Raw genomic sequence first — 19,168 nt, 5'->3', positions numbered from 1 at the left:
GCGGGTCAGGTCTCTTCCACGCGGCGCCGGTCCTGTTCGTCCCAGGCCTGGGTGTCGCGCGGCTGGGTGTACGGCTCGGCCTCCGGCGGATGACCGCCGGCGATGGCCCGCTGCCGCACCGTCTCCGCGTCGAACTCCAGGCCCAGCAGGATCGCCAGGTTGGTGATCCACAGCCACACCAGGAAGACGATGACACCCGCCATCGTGCCGTAGGTCTTGTTGTACGAGGCGAAGTTGGCGACGTAGACCGCGAAACCGGCGGACGCCACCAGCCAGATCAGCAGGGCCAGCACACTTCCCGGCGTGATCCAGCGGAACCCCTTCACCTTGGCGTTCGGGGTGGCCCAGTACAGGATCGCGATCATGATCGTGACCAGTACGACCAGGACGGGCCATTTGGCGATCGACCACACCGTCAGCGCGGTGTCGCCGATCCCGAGAGTCGACCCGGCCCGCTGGGCCAGCGCGCCCGTGAACACGACGATCAGCGCGCTGAACACGGCCAGCACCATGAGTACGACCGTCACCCCCACCCGCACCGGCAGCAGCTTCCACACCGGCCGGCCCTCGGGGATGTCGTAGACGGCGTTGGCGGAGCGGATGAACGCCCCCACGTAGCCGGAGGCCGACCACACCGCGAGGACGAGGCCGACGACGGCCATCAGGGAGCCGACACCGGCGTTGCCCTGCAACTGCTCGACGGCCCGGGTGATGATGTCGCGGGCCGAACCGGGGGCGAGCTGCCGGACGTTGTCGAGCACCTTGTCCGTGGTCGACCTGCCGGTGAGGCCCAGGATCGACACCAGCACCAGCAGCGCCGGGAACATCGCCAGGACTCCGTAGTACGTCAGCGCCGCCGCCCGGTCGGTCAGCTCGTCGTCCTGGAACTCCCGCAGGCTCCCCTTCAGCACCGCACCCCAGGACTTCCGGGGCAGCTCGCTCGGTGTGTCAGGCGCGGCCCGTTCCACCTCGGGGTCCGGACCGGGGTCCTCCGGCGGGGTCTCGGGCTCGTGGTGTTCTTTCCGTCCCGGAACATGCAGCTTCACCATGTGAACCGGGTAACCCCGGGCGATGCCCTTAAGCCGGGCCACGCGTGCCGGAGTGGGCCACCCGAGGGAGCCGCCCCGCAGGTGAGCCCGAGTCGCTTCGGCGCACCGCTTCCCGGACCGGGTTTTGTGAGCGCTCCCACGCCGCCCACGATGCCGCCATGACCACCTCCCCGTCCATCCGCCCCTACCGCCCCCAGGACCGCCCGGCTCTCGACAACATCTGCGTCCGCACCGCGCATTGCACCACCCCGAGCGGATGGTGGTCCCCGAACTGGCCGCATACCCCGCGCACCTGCACATCGACCTGCTGCCGCAGTGGCAGGGCAGTGGTCACGGACGCCGTCTGACGCGGACGTTCCTCCAGGCGCTCCAGGACCGCGGAGTGCCGGCGGTCCACCTCGTCATGGCCACCGCCAACACCCTGGCCGGAGCCTTCTACGACCGGTTGGGCTTCCACCGGCTCGACGTCCCGGAGCCGGGGTCGGCCACCTACCTCGGACGCGCCACGAAGGAGCTCGACCGGCTCTGACGGCTCGTCCGTCGAACGCATGGAACGCGCCAGACGGTGGGGAAGTGGCGCAATCGACCGGTTGCCGACCGGGGGCATCGGGCGCAGCCTGTGCACTGCGGGAGCGCTCCCACGCGTTGCCGCGCTCCCCACGAAGCACCGACAACCCCCACATCCGAAAGAAGGAGATCATGAATTGTCATGGTCATGATGCGCCTCGGCGTGCGGCCCGGTCACGTCTGGCGCTCGTCCTGAGCGTGCTGGTCGCCGCACTGCTGAGCCTGATCCCGTGGAGCGGAACGGCCGTCGCCCACGGCTCGGTCGTCGACCCCGCCTCCCGCAACTACGGCTGCTGGCTGCGCTGGGGCAGCGACTTCCAGAACCCCGAGATGGCCCGGCTGGACCCCATGTGCTGGCAGGCGTGGCAGGACAACCCCAACGCCATGTGGAACTGGAACGGCCTGTACCGCAACGGCTCCGCGGGCAACTTCCAGGCCGTGGTCCCCAACGGGCAGCTGTGCAGCGGCGGACGCACCGAGGGCGGCCGGTACAACTCCCTCGACACGGTGGGCGCCTGGAAGACGACCGACATCTCCGGCAACTTCACCGTCAAGCTGTACGACCAGGCCAGTCACGGCGCCGACTACTTCCTGGTGTACGTCACACGGCAGGGCTTCGACCCCACCACCCAGCCGTTGACGTGGAACGACCTCCGGCTCGTCGCGCGCACCGGCAGGTACGCGCCCAGTCAGAACTACGAGATCCCGGTGAGCACTTCGGGGCTGAGCGGCCGGCACGTCGTCTACACGGTCTGGCAGGCCTCGCACATGGACCAGACCTACTTCCTGTGCAGTGACGTGAACTTCCGCTGACCTGCGGCTCCCCGCCGGGCGATGTGGTCCGGCGGGGGCTCGGGTCCTGTGTGCTTCCTGAGAGTTTCCGAAGAATCCTCGAAAGGCTTGAACGCTCAGGCGCTCCCGTGCGTATGGGGCGAGGGGATTTTTGTGCCCCGCACGCCACAAGCGCAGGAGAGCACCCTTGGGACGCAACACGCGAAGACGCCCTACAGGCCCACGGCGCGCGACCTTCGCCGCAGTCGCGCTGATCCTGGGCGGAGGCGGCCTGATGGCGGCGAATGTCTACGCCTCGGCCACGGACGGCGGTTCGGGCACCGATCCCGCCCGGACGCGGTCCGGCACGGGGGTTCGGACCGCGGGCACCACGATCGACTGCCCCGACGTCGGCAGCCGGCTGACCTCGGTGCCCGAGCAGGCGAGGGCGGAGGTCGACAAGGAACTCGCCCTCCTGGACGAGCAGATCGCCAAGGCCTACCAGCGGCTGAGCGAGTCGGCGCAACAGGCGCAGCAGGACCCGGACTTCGCCGGCAACGCCATCATGAACCCACTGAAGGACAAGCGGGCCGCGACCCTCGAACGCATCGCGATCGCCATCGACCGCGTCGGGGACCGTCCCGCAGGGCTCGACGCCCTCGCGGCCTGCGCGGTACGGGACTCCGGCAACCAGGCCCCCGCGCAGGGCGAAGGCCAGGACGGAGAAGGCGACCAGCAGCCCGGCCAGGAGCAGGGCGGCGGCGGCCAGGACCAGCAGGGCGGCGGCCAGGGGCAGGGCAACAACGGCGGCCAGGCCGGCAACGGTCCCGTCGCGGCCGACTTCGCACCCATCACGAGCGTTCAGCCGGGTGCCGGCGGCCCTCGTCAGGAGGAGCAGGCCTCCCGCGGCACCTTCGCCACCGACTGCGGAGTGAACGAGAACGGCCTGTTCAACTCCGACAACATCATCGCCGCCCCGGGTGTCACCAACGGCGCCCACCACTTCCACGACTACGTCGGCAACCAGGCGAACAACGCCTTCGCCGCCGACCAGGACCTCGCGAACGCCGAGACCAGCTGCGCCGACGAGGGCGACAAGTCCTCCTACTACTGGCCCGTCCTGCGCCTCCAGAACGGCAGCCGGGAGCAGGACGCCGAGAAGCCCGGCGGCGGCATCGAAGGCAATGCCGGCGAGATCGTCACGCCCAAGCAGGTCACGCTGAACTTCGAGGGAAACCCCCGAGGCAAGGTCACCGCCATGCCGCGGCTGCTGCGCATCATCACCGGCGACGCCAAGTCGTTCGTCAACGGCCCGGCCAACGCCAACGCCTCGTGGAGCTGCACCGGCTTCGAGGACCGGCAGCTGAAGGACAAGTACCCGCTGTGCCCGCAGGGCAGCGACGTCGTGCGCACCTTCAGGTTCCAGAGCTGCTGGGACGGCCGCAACATCGACAGCGCCAACCACCGTACGCACATGGCCTTCGTGGACGCCGCGGGCAACTGCCCGTCCGGTTTCCGGCCCGTTCCGCAGCTGGTCCAGCGCATCGTCTACGACGTCGACGCGCCGAGCCTGGAGGACGGCGGCCGTACGACACCGCTGTTCGCGGTGGACTCCTTCCCGGAGCAGCTGCACAAGCCGGTCACGGACCACGGCGACTTCATCAACGTCTTCGACGAGGGTCTGATGCGGGAGATGGTCGACTGCATCAACGACGGCCGCAAGTGCGGAGCCGGAGCGGGTGCCGAGCCGGGTGAGGAGCCCGGCTCCGGAGAGGAGCCGACGAAGACGCCGGAGGCCCCGCAGGAGGAGCCGACGAAGACTCCCGATGCCCCGCAGGAGGAGCCGACGAAGACGCCGGAGGCCCCGCAGGAGGAGCCGACGAAGACTCCCGATGCCCCGCAGGAGCAGCCCACGCGCACGCCTGACGCCTCACAGGGCGGAAACGCCGGCGGAAAGCCCACCGACGCGGGCGACGGCGACGAGGACGGGAAGGGCGGTGCCTCCGAGCCGCAGGCGACGAACAAGCCGGCCCCCGAGGCGGACCAGGGCGGCAAGGCCACCGGTACCGGCGCCCCCGAGGTGCGGGCGACGATCGCGGCCGGGACGGCGAGCGCCGACGCACAGGGCGGCGCGAAGGACGACACGGGTGACGACACGGACGGCCTCGGCCAGTCCCAGGCGGTCGGCACCGCGACCAGTTCCGCCCCGACCCCGTCGGTCCCGCCCCGGACCGAGCCCCAGGCGGTAGGCGGCGGTGGCCTCGCCGAAACCGGCGCCCAGCTCTGGCCGGGCGCGGCGGGCGCCGTCCTGGTCATCGCGGGCTTCGTGGTCCTCCGTCGCGTCAGGCGCGGCTGACACGGAGTCACCAGCACACCGAAGAACGGCGGCAGGGCCCCCGCGGGTCCTGCCGCCGTTCCGGTGCCGCCGGGGCCCGGCCAGGCTTCACGATGCGGTCGCCGGAACCCTTCGGCGACCGCCGAACCGCCCGCCCTCTAGCGTGACCCCATGAACATCACCGAGTACGCGACACGCGGCGCTGCCGCCGGGGGAGGGTCGGCATGACGCCGGGGGAGATGGTGGCCGTGTTCGGGGCCGGTGCGGGCGCGGGCGCTGTCAACGCCGTCGTCGGGTCGGGAACACTGATCACCTTCCCCGTGCTGCTCGCCACCGGCCTGCCGCCGGTCACCGCCACGGTGTCCAACGGGCTCGGACTCGTCCCGGGCTCCATCAGCGCGATCATCGGTTACCGCGAGGAACTGAAGGGGCAGCGGCGGCGCGTCCTGTGGTTCGGTACCGGTGCCGTGCTGGGCGGCCTCACGGGTGCCGTGCTGCTGCTGACCCTGCCCGCGTCGGCCTTCGAGCGGATCGTCCCGGCCCTGGTCGGCATCGCCCTCGTCCTGGTCGCCTGCCAGCCCCTGATCGCCGCAAGGGTGCGCCGTCGCCGCCGTGAGGGCGGTTCCGTCCACCGCGACGGTGGCCCGCTGCTGTTCATCGGGCTGACCCTCGCCAGCGTCTACGGCGGCTACTTCTCCGCGGCGCAGGGGATCATCTACGTCTCCCTCATGGGCATGCTGCTCGACGACACGCTCCAGCGGCTCAACGCGGTCAAGAACGTCCTGGCCGCCGTCGTGAACACCGTCGCCGCCGTGCTCTTCCTCTTCTGGGCCGACTTCGACTGGACGGCCGTCGTGCTCATCGCCGCGGGATCCGCACTCGGCGGTCTCGTCGGAGCCAGAACGGGCCGCCGCTTCAGCCCCGCCGTCCTGCGGACCCTGATCGTGTCGGTCGGCGCTCTCGCCCTGGTCCACCTGGTGCTGCAATGACACCCGCGTCGCGGGCTAGGCCCGTCCGCCCTCGGCGTCGATGTGGGGCAGCACCCGGTCCAGCCATCGCGGCGTCCACCAGGCGTGCGGCCCCAGCAGCGTCATCACGGCCGGCACCATGAGCAGCCGTACGACGGTGGCGTCGATGAGCACGCTGACGGCCAGCCCCAGGCCGAGCATCTTGACCACGATGTTGTCGCTGATGAGGAACGCCGCGAACACGCTCACCATGATCAGCGCGGCGCAGGTGATGACCCGGGCCGTGATCTCCAGGGCGTGCGCTACGGACCCCTTGGCGTCCCTGGTGCGGAGCCAGGCCTCGTGGACACGCGACAGGAGGAAGATCTCGTAGTCCATGCTGAGGCCGAAGACGATGGCGAACATCATCATCGGCACGTAGCTCTCGATGGGCACCTTGCCGTGGACGCCGAGTGCGGGACCGCCCCAGCCCCACTGGAAGACCGCGACGACGACCCCGTACGAGGCGGCGATGGACAGCACGTTGAGGACGGCCGCCTTGACGGCGACGAGCAGCCCCCGGAACACCGCCAGGATGATCAGGAACGCCAGGCCCACCACGACGGCGATGATCACGGGCAGCTGGGCGGCGACGATGTTCCGGAAGTCGACCTGTGTCGCCGTCGTACCGGTGACGTACCCCTTGGCGTCCGTGCCCTGGACGGCGTCCGGCAGCGTGTCGTCGACGAGACGGTTGGTCAGGTCCGTGGTCGCGGAGTTCTGCGGGGACTTGGTCGAGTAGACCGTGCCGATCAGGACGTCGCCGTCCTGTGTGGGCGTCAGGGGAGTGACGGTGGCGGCGCCTTCGACCTTGTCGAGCGTCTGCTGGGCCTTCGACGCCAGGGCGGAGCGCTGCGACTGCGGTACGTCCGTCTGGTCGATGACGACCGTGAGCGGGCCGTTCGAGCCCGGCCCGAAGGCGTCGCTCATCAGGTCGTACGCCCGCCGGTCCGTGAAGGAGGTCGGGTCGGCGCCGTCACCGATGTGGCCGAGCTGGATGGAGAACAGCGGGATCGCGAGGATCACGACCACGGCGACACCCCCGGACAGGAACCGCAGGGGCCTGCGCTCCACCCGCTGCGCGTACCGGTGCCAGGTGCCCTGCGACGTCTCACCCGCCTCGGCGTCGCTCTCGGCGATGGGGCGGCGCACGTGGTAGCGGTCGATGTGCCGGCCGATGAGGCCGAGCAGGGCCGGTACCAGGGTGAGCGCGCCCGCGACGGCCGAGACGACGGTGACGGCGGCGGCGAGCCCGAGCAGGGAGATGAAGGAGACGCCGGACGCGGACAGGCCCGCCAGCGCGATGATGACCGTGCATCCGGAGACGAGGACGGCGTGGCCGCTGGTGCTCGCGGCCTGGCCGGCGGCCCGCACCGGGTCCATGCCGTCGATGAGGTTCTGCCGATGCCGGGTGAGCATGAACAGCGCGTAGTCGATCCCGACACCGAGGCCGATCATCGTGGCCAGGGTCGGTGAGACCGTCGCGAAGGTGAAGGCCGCCGCCAGCAGCCCGAGGATGGCGAGACCGCCGACGACGCTGATCAGCGCGCTCAGCAGCGGGATGACGGAGGCGATCACGCTGCCGAACCCGACCAGCAGGACGACGATGGCCACGCCGAAACCGATCAGCTCGCTCACCCGGTCGTCGGCGGCAGGCCGGGCCAGTTCGCCCAGTGGGCCGCCGTACTCGACCTCCGCGCCGGCCGACCGCAACGGCTGCACGGCGGTGTCGACCCCGTTGAGGTAGTCGCCGCCGAGCGTCGAGGGCTGCACGTTGAAACGGACGGTGATGTAGGCCGTCTTCTTGTCGTCCGACAGCGGCCCCACGTTCTGCTGCGACTGACCACTCGGCGAACTCGGGGCGGAGAGGGGGTTCTGGGCGGACAGGACGTGCGGGAGCTTCTCCAGGTCGGCGACCGTCGTGGACATCTGGGAGCTCAGCGCGGTCAGGGGCTGCTGGTCGTCGTGCATCACGATCTGGCTGCTGTAGCCGCCGGCCTGCGGATCGTGCTCCTTCAGCACGTCCAGGCCCTTCTGGGCCTGCGCCTGGGGCAGGCTGAAGTTGTCCGAGTACGCCCCTCCGAACTCACGGCTGACGACCTGCAGAGCCACCAGCGCCACGAGCCAGGCGAGGATGACGACCACGAAGTGGTGAGCGCACCACTCGCCCAGCCGCCGCAGCACACCCGCACGCGCGGCCTTGTCGGTCCCTCCACCGGTGCGGGTGTGCGGCATGGACGTGGCCTCCCGTGTGGGCCGAGACGTTCGATGCCGTCCATTAGATGCGCGCGGGATCACTCCGGCATGTCGGACGCGGCGTCGATACGCCCCCGCGGGCTGCCGTTCCCCCGAAAGGAGGCCGCCGGCGGTGTGGCCCGTCCGCTCTCCGCCCGTGTCAGTGCGCCCGACCCCAGGGCGACGCCGAGACACACCAGCGCGCTGCCGGCCGCCTGGGCGAGGCCGAAGGAGCCGGTGCCGACGAGCGGGGCGGTGCACGCCGCCGCGACCGGGATGAGGCCGGAGAACAGCGTGGCGCGTTCGGCGCCGATCCGCTGCATGCCCATGTACCAGCACACGAAGCCGACCACGGTGACCACCACCGCCTGCCACAGCAACGCGGCGGCCTCGACGCCGTCCGGTCGTCGCAGCCATCCGGTGCCGTCGGAGGACACCGCGACCACCGCCGACTCCAGCGCGGCGACCGCGCACACCGTGGCGGAGAGCAACCGGGGCCCGAGGGGCCGCAGGACAGGCACGGCGAGCACGGCGAACCCGACCTCCCCCGCCAGGGCACACACGGAGAAGGCGATGCCGGCGCCGTCCGTACGCCCCCAGCCCTGGACGGTGAAGGCGCCGACGGCCACGAGCAACGCCCCGTACAGAACGGCCCGCCCGGGCCTGCGCCCGTCCAGGAGGGGCACGAGCACGGCGACGACCACCGGCGCACAGCCCACGAACACACCGGGAACAGCGGGTTCCGCGGTGCGCTCCGCCGCGATGACGGCCAGATTGAAACCCACCATGCCGACCGCCGCGAGCAGGGCGAGCCGGACCCACTGACGGGGCGCCAGCGCCCTCAGGCGGCCGGCCGCGCCCTTCCCGGCCCACGGGACCAGCAGCAAGCAGGCCAGCCCGTAGCGCAGGAACTGGCCGCCCGCGTACGGGTAGTCGGCCAGGACGCTGTTGGCCGTGAAGGACCCTCCGACGAGGACACACGCGAATGCGGCGAGCAGGGCTCCCCGTGCGGTGGTGGCGTACATGCCGGCGACGTTAGGCAGCGCCGCGGTCCGGCCGGAGGTCCACTTCCGTACCGTCTTGACGGACCAATCGGCTCGCCGGAGCAGGACGAGGTGCGCCTGCTCCGGCGAGTCGGCGGCGGTCAGCCGATGTGGTAGCTGTCGCCGTAGACCTTCCAGTCCAGCGGCGGGTCGAGGTCGAGGTTCCGCTTGCGCAGGAAGACCCGTTGGGCCGTGTCGACCCGGCTCGTGTCGTCGTGCTCCGGCTCCTGTTTCATGGCCCACACCCGGGCGTCCAGGAAGGCGCCGACGTAGGTCACCTCGTCACCGCCCTGCGCCGGCGGCTTCGCCGTGCGCAGGGCACGCCCCCGGATGTTGCGGAAGCTCAGCGGGTCGCTGCCGTCCCCGTGCATCACGATGGCGTCGTAGTACGCGAACTGGCCGAGCACCCGCAGCCCGTCCGCCTTCCCTTGACGCACCGCCGGATCGAAGTACACCCGGTCGCGCTCGTCGTCCTGCGCCCGCCGGAACACGTCGTCCCGCGCCGCCCTGCGCCAGTCGCCGGGGAAGCCGGGGTCGAGCCCGTCGTGCGAGTCGGAACCGTCGACCTCGCGCAGCGCCGGCAGGTACTTCGCGAGGACGTTGCCGGGCTTGCGGTCGGTGTAGAGCTCGACGAGGTCGAGCATGTCGCCCGTGCCGGAGCAGAACCCGATGATGCCGGCGGTGTAGCCCCGGCCGTCGCCGATGTCCTCGATGTACGGGTACTGCGCCTTCCAGTCGAGCGAGGAGTTCTCCGCGCTCGACACGAGCCGCATGGCGATCTCCTTCTTCGCCGGGTCGTCGAGCCCGACGGCCCGGACGGACGCCGTGGCGTGCGGCGGCTTCAGCCACGGGGTGGCCACGAGGGCGGCGCCGAACAGCGCCAGGACGGTGCGGCGCGCCGCCGGGGTTGCGGGGTGTCTCACGGTGCCTCCAAGCGGGGTGGGGGTTGGAAGAGCGGGCCGTGCAGAACTGATAGGAAGGTTTACTATCACTGGAGCGTCGGGAAGGAAACAGCCGGGCACGAAGTTCGTGGGGTGGATGGCCCGCCGACGTCCACGGCTGAGCGATGTCACGGGAACCATGCACGCGCGTCGCGCGTCAACTCTTTGCCCAGGGAGGCCGATCGGCCGGAAGCCGGCCGGAGAGGGGAATCGCCGTGGACGACGCGACGTCGCAGCAGGGGAGCGAGGCGGAGGCCGCCGTACGCCGGGCCCGTTTCGGGGCACTGCCGGAGCCGGTGCGTGTGGAGGACATGGTCGAGGAGCGGGCGGCCACCGCCCCCGACCCGGCGCGCACCGCGTACAACCAGGACGAATGGCTGGTGCGCTACTGCTTGTGAGGCGACCGGTTCCGCACGGAGCCGGGGCGAGCCGCCGCTACGACCCGCTCTTCGCCCCCAGCCCGCGCAGCCACCGCACGACATCCTCGGCGTCCTGGGCGCGGGCCATGTCGAGCGGGGTCCTGTCGTCGTAGCCGCACCAGTCGATGTCCGCGCCGTGCCGGTGCAGGTACTGCGCGGTGGCCAGGTGACCGCCGTGGCAGGCACCCCAGAAGGCGCTGGTGATCTCGTCGGGCGACGGCCGCCCGTCGGCCTCCACATACGCCTGGACCCGGTCCAGCAGGCCGATCGTGGCGGCGTCCTGGAGGGTGGTGCGCGCGCCGTGCTCGACGAGCCGGTGCGCGGCCCGCCACTGGCCGAACGCGCGGGCGTCGGCGAGCGGGGTGCCGCCGGCGATCACCGCGCCGGGGGCTTCGATGTCGGCCCCGGCGGCGAGCAGCGCGTCCAGGGCGGCCACGTCGTCGTTGCCGGCGGCCCAGTGCAGCGGTGTCTCCGCGTGCGCACCCTCGAACCGGGCGTCGGGATCGGCCCCGGCGGCGACCAGCGCGGCGACCACCTCGGGCCCGGGGGGAAGTGACCGGGCCAGTCGGTCGCGACGTGCAGCAGACTGTGTGTGCCCCTGCCGTCCTCACCCTGCTCGGTGATGCGCGCGGCGGCCAGACCGGGGTGGTCGGAGAGCAACTGCCGGAGCCCGGGGAGATCGCCGCTCCGGATCGCCGCGCTGACGGCGACGGCCAGCGCCATCGCGCGATGAAAGAGTCTGCAAGATCGGCCTCCCGGTCGCCGCTCAGGCCCTCGATTCTGCCGGCAGGCCGCGCCGGCCCCGCCAGGTCCGGGCGCACAGGCGCACCGACATGCCCTCGCGCCCCGCTGGGCGTAGCGTCCGGGTTAGAGCGGGAGGCCAACATGTCCGGAGGCAACCAGCCGCCCAGGGGCGCCGGGTCGCTGGAGGACGCCCTGGGGGCGGCCCTGGCCGACACCGTGCGCGGTTCCGGCGCCTCCATCGGCGGCCTGTACCTGATCGAGGAGACGGAGCCCGTGCTGCGCCTGGTGGCGCTGTGCGGCCTGCCGGTGGCTTTCAGCGCCCCGTGGCAGCGCCTGCCCCTCACCGCGCCCGTCCCGGTCACCGACGCCATCCACGACGACACACTCGTGTCCATCGGCAGCCAGGACGAGATGGCCCGCCGCTACCCGCGGGCCGCCGCCGTCCTGCCCTACCCGTTCGCCCTGGCCGCGGTCCCGCTGACCGGCGTGCGGCGCCGCTGGGGCGGCATCGTGCTGATGTGGCCCGCGGCGCGTCCCCGCGAGGTCACATCGCGCGAACGCGGCCACCTCGCCTCCAGCGCCCGCCGCATGGCACGCCTGCTGGACGACGCCACCCGGCCGCCCACCCTGCCCGACCAGCCGCGCATCGTCCCCGTCGAGGCGGCGCATCACCCCGTGCAGACCGGCCTCGCCGCCGCCGACTACCTCGAACGCCTCCCCGAAGGCGCCCTGGCCCTGGACCTGGAGGGCCGCGTCACGTTCGTCACCGCCACCGCCGCCCGCCTCATGGGCCGCCACGCCGACCGGTTGCTCGGCACGCGGCCCTGGCAGTCCCTGTCCTGGCTGGACGACCCCGTCTACGAGGACCACTACCGCACGGCGGTCCTCAGCCGGGCGCCCGTGTCCTTCACCGCGCTCCGCCCGCCGGACCAGTGGCTGACCTTCCAGCTCCACCCCGACACCAGCGGCATCAGCGTCCGAGTCGTCCCGACCGCAGAACGCACCGAGGGCCCGCCACCGCCCGCCCCCGCACGTGCCGCCGCGGCGGCACCGACGGGACGCCTCTACCAACTGGTGCACCTGGCCGCCGCCCTCACCGAAACGGTGACCGTGCACGACCTCGTGGCACTGCTCGCCCACCAGATCCTGCCCGCCTTCCGGGCCCAGGGCATGGTGCTCTCCGCTGCCGACGCCGGCCGTCTGAAGATCACCGGCTACCACGGCTACCCGGACGAGGTCATGGAACGACTGGACGCCCTGTCCCTCGACACGGACCTCACCCCGGCCGGCCAGGTCCTGGCCAGCGGCGCCCCCGCCTTCTTCGCCGACCCGGCGGAGCTGGCCGGCACCTACCCGAGGGCGCCTCAGATCAGCGGCAAACAGGCCTGGGCGTTCCTCCCACTGATCATCTCGGGGCGGCCGGTCGGCTGCTGCATCCTGTCCTACGACCACCCGCACACCTTCACCGCCGACGAGCGCGCCGTCCTGACCTCGCTGTCCGGCCTGATCGCCCAGGCCCTCGACCGCGCCCGGCTCTACGACGCCCAGCACCGTCTCGTCCACGAACTCCAGCGCGCCCTGCTGCCCCGGGCCCTGCCCCGGCTCCCAGGGCTCCAGGTCGCCGCCCGCTATCTGCCCACCGGTCACGGACTGGAGGTCGGTGGCGACTTCTTCGACCTCCTGCGCCTGGGCCGCTCGACCGCGGCCGCCGTCATCGGCGACGTGGAGGGACACAGCATCGCCTCCGCCGCGCTGATGGGCCAGGTCCGCACCGCCATCCACGCACACGCCACCGCGGGCGCCGCACCCGACCAGGTTCTCGCCCGCACCAACCGGCTGCTGGGCGACCTCGACTCGGAACTGCTCGTCTCCTGCCTCTACGTCCATCTCGACCTGGCCCGCCGGGAGGCGGCCTTCGCCAGCGCCGGACACGTGCCTCCGCTGCTGCGCCCGGCCGGCCGCCCCGCCGGTGTCCTCGACGTCGAGCCCGGCCCGCTGCTGGGCATCGACACCGCTGTCCACTACCCGGTCACCAGCGCGCCCCTGCTCCCCGGTGCCACCCTCGCCCTGTACACGGACGGGCTGGTCGAGCTGCCCGGTACCGACGCCACCCGGACCACGTCCGACCTCGCCGGGCATCTGGACGCCGGCGACGGCCAGGACCTGGAACGGCTCATCGACAGGCTCGTCCGGCACACGGCGCCCACCGGACGGCACACCGACGACATCGCCGTGCTCCTCCTGCGGGCCGACGGCACCGCGTGACGTCAGGCCTGTTCGGGGGGGTCGGGGCGGACGTGCCGCGCCACGTCGCGCAGCTTGATGTTGTGGTGCTGGGAGATCCGCCGCAGCACGTCGAAGGCCTCGTCCTCGCCCAGCCGGTGACGTTCCATGAGGATCCCCATGGCCTCGCCGACGGCGTGCCGGGTCTCCAGGGCGTGCTCCAGCTGGTCGACGGTGCGGGCGGTGGCCAGCGCGACGGCGGCATGGGAGGCGAGCAGCCAGCCCGCCGCCTCGATGTCCTTGCCGAAGGCCCCGGCACGGCGCGAGTAGAGGTTCAGCGCGCCGAAGTCCTCCTCGGCGGTGTACAGCAGCACGCCGGTCATGCTGCCGATCCCGAGGTCGCGGGCCGCCTGGGAGAACCGCGGCCAGGACGGCTGCGGCTCGGTCATGTCGGCGATGCGGAACAGCCGCTCGCCGTCCACCCGGCGTGCGGCGTCGAAGCACGGCCCCTCGCCCAGCGCGCCCTGCAACCGGTCGGACTCCTCGACCATGTCGCCGCACACGGACAGCGTCACGGCACGGCCCTTGGACACCGTCAGGACCCCCGCCGCGTCACAGCCCTCGACCAGTTTCACCGCCGAGGCCGCGATCTCGTCCAGCGTCGCCTGCACGGAGTCCTGCGCCAGCAGGTCCCGGGCGAGCAGCGCCATTTGCTCGGCGTACCGCTGCCAGTCCACCGTCACCACCGCCTCGCTCGCCCGTCCCGACCACCGTACCCTTCCGCCGGTCGATCGCCCACGGCGGCAGCGGCCCGCCCCTCAGCGATACGCCGTCAGCAGCAGCGCCACGTCGTCCGGCCGCTCCCTCGCCCGCTGCGCCGTCCGCACCAGCCGGTCGGCGAGATGCTCCACCGAGTCGGCCGAGGTGTCGGCCAGGCGCCGGCGGATCTCCTCGATGCCCGTCTCGATGTCGCTGCCGGGCTGCTCCACGAGCCCGTCGGTGTACAGGGCGAGCACGCTGCCGGGATCCAGGGTGAGCGCGGTGACGGGGTACACCGCGTCCGGCTGCACTCCCAGCATGACCCCGCCCGCGAGGTCCAGCGTCTCGGCGTGCCCGTCGGGACGGCGCAGCAGCGGCGGGGGATGCCCGGCCCGCACGGCGAGGGCATGCCCCGTACGCGGGTCGAGTTCGATGTAGCAGCAGGTGGCGAAGGCGTCCGCCTCCAGCTCGGCCAGCAGCCGGTTGGTGCGCGTGATGACCTCCTGCGGCGGGCTCTCGCTCGCGGCGAAGGCGTGCACGGCACTGCGCAACTGCCCCATCACCGCGGCGGCGCCGACACTGTGTCCCTCGACGTCCCCGATCACCAGCGCCACCCCACGCCCCGTGGTGATCACGTCGTACCAGTCGCCGCCGATGGCCATCCCCCGTGTGCCCGGCAGATAGCGACCGGTGGTGCGCAGCCCCTCGACCGCGGGCAGCCGGTGCGGCAGCAGTCCCTCCTGGAGGCCGCGGGCGACGGCGGACTCCGAGTCGTAGAGCCGCGCCCGCTCCATGGCCTGCGCGGCCAGCCCGCTCAGCGCGGTGAGGGCGGAGCGCTCGTCGGCGGTGAAGCGGTGCGGGACGTCCCAGCCCAGGATGCACGAGCCGATGGGGTGGCCGGAGGCGATCAGCGGCAGGAACGACCAGGCACTCATACGGTCCAGGGCCATGCCCGGGTAGGCGATCGAGAGGTCCTCGGGCGACTCGAAGAAGAGGGGCAGCCGCGTGGTCAGGGCGTGGACGCCGGGCAACTGCGTGTCGAGGGTGACACCCTCGAACTGGGTGAGGAACCCCTCCGGGTAGCCCGACTCCCACAGCAGGAACATCCGGCCCTCGCGGACCGTGTACAGGGCGAGCTCCGTCGCCCCGAACGCCGGCAGCAGCTGCTCGGACACGGCCAGGCACACGTCGCGCACGGTGACCGCCTCGGTCAGCACGCTCGCCATCTGCACCACGTGGTAGAGCGCCCCGGCCCGGGCCGTGGCGACCGGTTTGGGCGGCCGCACCGTGGCCGCGCCACCCGGCCCCGGCCCGCCCGCGTCGGCCCCGTAGGGCGGGACGGTCGGATGGACCCGGCCGGTCAGTCCGTGCACATCCGGGTAGAGCACGAAGCTCAGCCAGTTCCCGGCGGGATGCCGCACGAGGAACGACACCTGCTCCTGCGACAGCATCGCCGCGCGGTAACGGTCCTCGTACGCCGGATCCCGCAGCCAGGTGATCACCTCCCACGGATAGCGGCCCAGCAGCTCCTCCCGGCCGGAGCCCAGCAGTTCCTCGCAGCGGCGGTTGGCGTACGTCAGGCGGCCGTCCTGGTCCAGGGAGAACAGCCCGTCGGGCAGCCGCTCGGCGGCCTCGGCCGCGGTGAGTCCGCCGACCGCGTCGACGAGCGCCCCCACCAGGACGCGGGCGGACCCGGCTCCGCCGTCCGAGAGATGGCCCCACAGCTCTACGGGCCGGTAGCCGCTCTCCCGGCCGTGGGCGGACTCGTCCCGCACCCGGAAGCGCCGGGACCTGACCCGGCCCCGGGTGGCCGCGTCGTGCCGGGCGGCCCGCAGCTCGTGCAGGTCGTCGGGGCTGACGCGGGCCTCGATGTCCGCCATCCGGCCGCCGAAGCCCACCCGGTCGATGCCCAGGAGGGCGAGGGCCTCGTCGTCCGCCGTGCACCGGTCGCTGTCCAGGTCCCAGTCGATGAGCCCGACCCGGACGGGGTGGACCGACGGCGTGGGCAGCCGCACGCTGACCGGTTCGTCGTCGTACTCGATCCGGTACGCGGCGCTGCCCGGCCCGGTCCGGCCGGCGGCGAGGCGGCCGAGGCGCTCTTCCATGTGCCGTTCGGCGGGGCGCAGCGCGAGATCGACGGCCTCCGCCTCCATCGGCGTCCGGGCGGCCGAGCGCAGCACGACCAGGACGCCCACGGGTTCACCACCGGACCGGACGGGCTGGTGCGCCGAGCCGAAGGAGTACGGCAGCCCGGCGGTGAAGTGCGGGAAGCGCACCATGGTGGCGCGCTCGTCCGTCAGCCACAGGGTCTCGTCGCGCCGGTACGCCTCCGCCATGGGCAGGGCACCGCTGATCGGCACCCGCCACCAGGCCCGGAGCAGCGACCGCGGTACTCCGGTCACCATCGCGAGAACGAGCGAGCGGAGGTCACGGGAGCGCAGGTAGACCAGTCCGCCGTATCCGCCCAGGTCCCGGACGGCCTCGATCAGCGGAGCGGACAGGGCGTCCTCGAACCGGCCGGTGTCCCCGGTCCGGAACCGGCCCTCACCACCGCGCAGGCTCCGGCCACCGGGTGACCGCGGCCCGTCCGGTACGGCGGTTGCCTCATCCATCTCGCGTCCTCCCGGTACGGACGCACCGGACTCCATCGCTCCCCACCAGGATGTGCCATGGACGGCGGTCCGGCGCGGTCAGCGCAACCTTTCGGTCCACCCGACCGTCTCACCCCATACCAGCAACATACGAGCCTCGGGGGCGATAATGGTACGAATCAGAACGGCATGCGCGACTCTAGCGCTCGTGGGCGCCACGGTGGGCGTGGCGGCGGTCCCGGCCGGTGCCGCACCGGTCGCCGCCCGGTCCGCGGCGGCCACGGTGTGCCCGACCGGCTGGGGGAGCGTCGCCAAGACCGACACCAGCGCCACGCTCACGCCGGTGAGGGACATCCGGACCGGCCGTCACGACTGCTTCGACCGGATGGTCATCGATCTGCCCGGCGCGGGCAGCGACGTCGGCTACTCGGTCCGCTACGTCGACCAGCTCCACCAGGACGGTTCGGGCCGGCACATCCCCGTGGCCGGCGGGGCCGTCCTCGAGGTGCGGGTGGCCGCGCCCGCCTACGACCCGGAGACCGGAGCCGCCACGTACCCCGCGCGGGCGGGGCGCCCGCTGCCGGGCGTGGACCTCGCCGGCTACCGCACGTTCCGGGACACCCGCTTCGCCGGCAGCTTCGAGGGCGAGACCCAGATCGGGCTGGGTGTCCGCGCCCGGCTGCCGTTCCGGGTCCTGCAACTCGACGGACGCGTCATCGTGGACGTCGCCCACAGCTGGACGGCCACCAGGTGACCGGGTGCGCCCGGTTCCCAGGAGCCGGGCGCACCGCCGGTGAGGGCGCCCAGCCGGCGAGGGTGGCCAGCCCGCCCGGCACCCACCGGCTGGGCGGCACCCCCGTGTGACACGCCGGTCCGGGTGACGCGCGTGGGAGTGACGCCGGCGCCCGTGGGTGTGACGTCGGGGGGCCCGGGCGGCGTGCGTTGTGTGTGACACCGGGTGGTTCTGGTGAGGCGTGTGTGTCACGCCGGACGGCGCTGCTGAGGCGCGCCCGTGTGACGCCGGGTGGCTGAGCGGGACCGGCTGCGGGACTACCGCGGCAAACGCGACGTCGACCGGACCGGCGAGCCCCGGGGAGCCGGAACGCCCGCCGGGGACCGGCCCCGGTTCGTCGTGCAGATCCACGACGCGAGCACGACGCACTTCGACTTCCGGTTGCAGGCGGACGACGTGCTGAAATCCTGGTCGATCCCCAAGGGCCCGTCGGCGGACCCGAGGCCACACGCGCGTGTGACACCGGCCGGTCCGGGCGACGCGCCCCAGTGACAAGGGCCGGTTCGGGCGGCGAACCGTGTGGCACCGCCCGCCCCGTCCTCACCGGTCGCGCAGCCGCCCCGCTTCCGCCAGTGTCCGTGCCGCCGCGCGGGCCAGGAGCGGCCGGTTACGCACGAAGCGACGGGCGGCCCGTGCCGGCTCCCGGCCCAGCCAGTGAGCGGCCCCGCCCGGCACCGGCCGTACCACCACGCCCTCGTACACCGGCACGTCACGGGTCTTGAGCGACTCCTTGTAGCGGGCGGGGCCGCTCCCCAGATCGACCGTCTCCACGCCGGCGGCGGCCGCGGCCTCCAGCATCCTCAACTGCAGCACGAGGCCGGGGGAGTACCTGGCGTAGCCACGGTCGTACGCCGGGAACCACCAGGACAGCACCGTGCGGGAGCACAGCCCGAAGTGCGCGGCCACCGGCCGGTCCGCGGCGTACAGTACGGACAGCACGCCTCGGCACTCCGGTTCCTCGCTCTCGCCGAGGAGCCCCACCAGCCGGACGATCCACTCCTGCGCGAAGCGGTCGCGCCGGCCGGTCCGCCGGTACTGGGCCGACTTCCACTCCATCAAGGCCCGCAGTGCCTCCGGGTCCCGGGCGTCGTACACGAACCGCACCTCGCCGACCTGCCGGGCCAGCTTGCGCTCCTTGGCCCTGGTCTGTCTGAGGAAGCTCGCCGACCTCGCGCGCAGCCGCTCCGTGTACCGCTCGAATCCCTCACCGAGGTCGACGACGGGGGAGGCGAGCTCCTCGACCGCATGGGGCAGGAACACCCCCTGGCCGGTTTCGAGGTTGTCGAACTCCCAGGACGACAGCGCGCAGGCGCGCAGCAACTCGTGGGCGTCGAGCCGGATCCCGGGACGTAACACGGCTCCCTGGCTGTCGGACACACCGAGCCCGATGGCCCGGCCCTGCCCCAACGGCCCCCTTTCGTACGGGAAGAACCCGACCGGGGTGCCGTCGTCCTGCAGCACCGCCACCCGCGCCGACGGCCTGACCTGACCGACGGCCGTGGTGAACACCGGGTCGAGAAAGGGATTCGACGGGGCCCGGGACTCCGTCCGGATCTCCCGCCACATCTTCCGGTCGCTCGGGCCGAGTTCGTCCGGCCGCAGAACGAGAACACGCTTTCCAGGCAACTCTGCCTCCTGTGTCATCGGCATGGGGACACACGAAGGCCCGCACATCACGGCGTACCGGCACC

General features: G+C 72.4%; 14 protein-coding genes and 2 pseudogenes. 8 read left to right on the top strand and 8 right to left on the bottom strand.

Annotated elements, in window-relative coordinates:
- Positions 1-5 precede the first annotated feature (5 nt).
- Complete coding sequence (locus ABEA82_RS34465; protein WP_345665671.1) at positions 6-1,049, bottom strand: YihY/virulence factor BrkB family protein; 1,044 nt, start codon at positions 1,047-1,049, stop codon at positions 6-8.
- A gap of 190 nt (positions 1,050-1,239) precedes the next feature.
- Between ABEA82_RS34465 and ABEA82_RS34460 the strand changes: the two are divergent.
- The 4 genes and pseudogenes from ABEA82_RS34460 to ABEA82_RS34445 form a co-directional block, all read left to right on the top strand.
- A pseudogene (locus ABEA82_RS34460) lies at positions 1,240-1,578 on the top strand (GNAT family N-acetyltransferase); the annotation flags it as partial.
- Positions 1,579-1,748: 170 nt separating this feature from the next.
- Complete coding sequence (locus tag ABEA82_RS34455) at positions 1,749-2,429, top strand: lytic polysaccharide monooxygenase auxiliary activity family 9 protein (protein ID WP_345665670.1); 681 nt, start codon at positions 1,749-1,751, stop codon at positions 2,427-2,429.
- Positions 2,430-2,682: 253 nt separating this feature from the next.
- The gene (locus ABEA82_RS34450) at positions 2,683-4,743 is read left to right on the top strand and encodes a DUF1996 domain-containing protein (protein WP_345665669.1); all 2,061 of its coding nucleotides are present in this window, start codon (positions 2,683-2,685) and stop codon (positions 4,741-4,743) included.
- Between the two features lie 203 nt (positions 4,744-4,946).
- The gene (locus tag ABEA82_RS34445; protein ID WP_345665668.1) at positions 4,947-5,711 is read left to right on the top strand and encodes a sulfite exporter TauE/SafE family protein; all 765 of its coding nucleotides are present in this window, start codon (positions 4,947-4,949) and stop codon (positions 5,709-5,711) included.
- Between the two features lie 15 nt (positions 5,712-5,726).
- Here ABEA82_RS34445 and ABEA82_RS34440 read toward each other — a convergent pair whose 3' ends face one another.
- The 3 genes from ABEA82_RS34440 to ABEA82_RS34430 form a co-directional block, all read right to left on the bottom strand.
- A complete protein-coding gene (locus ABEA82_RS34440) occupies positions 5,727-7,964 on the bottom strand; it encodes an MMPL family transporter (RefSeq protein WP_345665667.1) in 2,238 nt (745 codons plus the stop codon).
- Between the two features lie 59 nt (positions 7,965-8,023).
- Positions 8,024-8,989, bottom strand: a complete 966-nt coding sequence (locus tag ABEA82_RS34435; RefSeq protein ID WP_345665666.1) for a DMT family transporter — start codon at positions 8,987-8,989, stop codon at positions 8,024-8,026.
- 119 nt (positions 8,990-9,108) lie between these two features.
- Entirely contained in the window at positions 9,109-9,930 is an 822-nt protein-coding gene (locus tag ABEA82_RS34430) for a chitosanase (protein WP_345665665.1), read from the bottom strand.
- Between the two features lie 233 nt (positions 9,931-10,163).
- On the opposite strand from ABEA82_RS34430, the gene ABEA82_RS34425 reads away from it, so the two are divergent.
- The gene (locus ABEA82_RS34425; RefSeq protein ID WP_345665664.1) at positions 10,164-10,346 is read left to right on the top strand and encodes a hypothetical protein; all 183 of its coding nucleotides are present in this window, start codon (positions 10,164-10,166) and stop codon (positions 10,344-10,346) included.
- A 37-nt stretch (positions 10,347-10,383) separates the two neighbouring features.
- Here ABEA82_RS34425 and ABEA82_RS34420 read toward each other — a convergent pair whose 3' ends face one another.
- Positions 10,384-10,902: an ankyrin repeat domain-containing protein gene (locus ABEA82_RS34420; RefSeq protein ID WP_345665663.1), complete on the bottom strand. Its 519-nt coding sequence runs from the start codon at positions 10,900-10,902 to the stop codon at positions 10,384-10,386.
- A gap of 350 nt (positions 10,903-11,252) precedes the next feature.
- On the opposite strand from ABEA82_RS34420, the gene ABEA82_RS34415 reads away from it, so the two are divergent.
- Entirely contained in the window at positions 11,253-13,376 is a 2,124-nt protein-coding gene (locus ABEA82_RS34415) for a SpoIIE family protein phosphatase (RefSeq protein ID WP_345665662.1), read from the top strand.
- A gap of 2 nt (positions 13,377-13,378) precedes the next feature.
- On the opposite strand, the gene ABEA82_RS34410 is transcribed toward ABEA82_RS34415, so the two are convergent.
- On the bottom strand, positions 13,379-14,071 hold the full coding sequence (locus tag ABEA82_RS34410) for an ANTAR domain-containing protein (protein WP_345665661.1): 693 nt from the start codon (positions 14,069-14,071) through the stop codon (positions 13,379-13,381).
- An 81-nt stretch (positions 14,072-14,152) separates the two neighbouring features.
- Positions 14,153-16,705 (bottom strand): SpoIIE family protein phosphatase, encoded by a 2,553-nt coding sequence (locus tag ABEA82_RS34405; RefSeq protein ID WP_345665660.1) that lies wholly within the window; start codon positions 16,703-16,705, stop codon positions 14,153-14,155.
- Between the two features lie 148 nt (positions 16,706-16,853).
- Between ABEA82_RS34405 and ABEA82_RS34400 the strand changes: the two genes are divergently transcribed.
- Together ABEA82_RS34400 and ABEA82_RS34395 are read left to right on the top strand one after the other, a co-directional pair.
- Positions 16,854-17,438 carry an AMIN-like domain-containing (lipo)protein gene (locus tag ABEA82_RS34400; protein WP_345665659.1) on the top strand — a complete coding sequence of 195 codons (585 nt, stop codon included), beginning with the start codon at positions 16,854-16,856 and terminating at the stop codon, positions 17,436-17,438.
- Positions 17,439-17,708: 270 nt separating this feature from the next.
- Positions 17,709-17,942: pseudogene (locus ABEA82_RS34395) on the top strand (DNA polymerase ligase N-terminal domain-containing protein); the annotation flags it as partial.
- Positions 17,943-18,017: 75 nt separating this feature from the next.
- Here ABEA82_RS34395 and ABEA82_RS34390 read toward each other — a convergent pair.
- Complete coding sequence (locus ABEA82_RS34390; RefSeq protein WP_345665744.1) at positions 18,018-19,121, bottom strand: GNAT family N-acetyltransferase; 1,104 nt, start codon at positions 19,119-19,121, stop codon at positions 18,018-18,020.
- Positions 19,122-19,168 lie beyond the last annotated feature (47 nt).

The sequence above is a fragment of the Streptomyces venetus genome (assembly GCF_039540295.1).
GTDB lineage: Bacteria > Actinomycetota > Actinomycetes > Streptomycetales > Streptomycetaceae > Streptomyces > Streptomyces venetus.
This window is presented reverse-complemented; position numbering and strand designations above follow the sequence as displayed.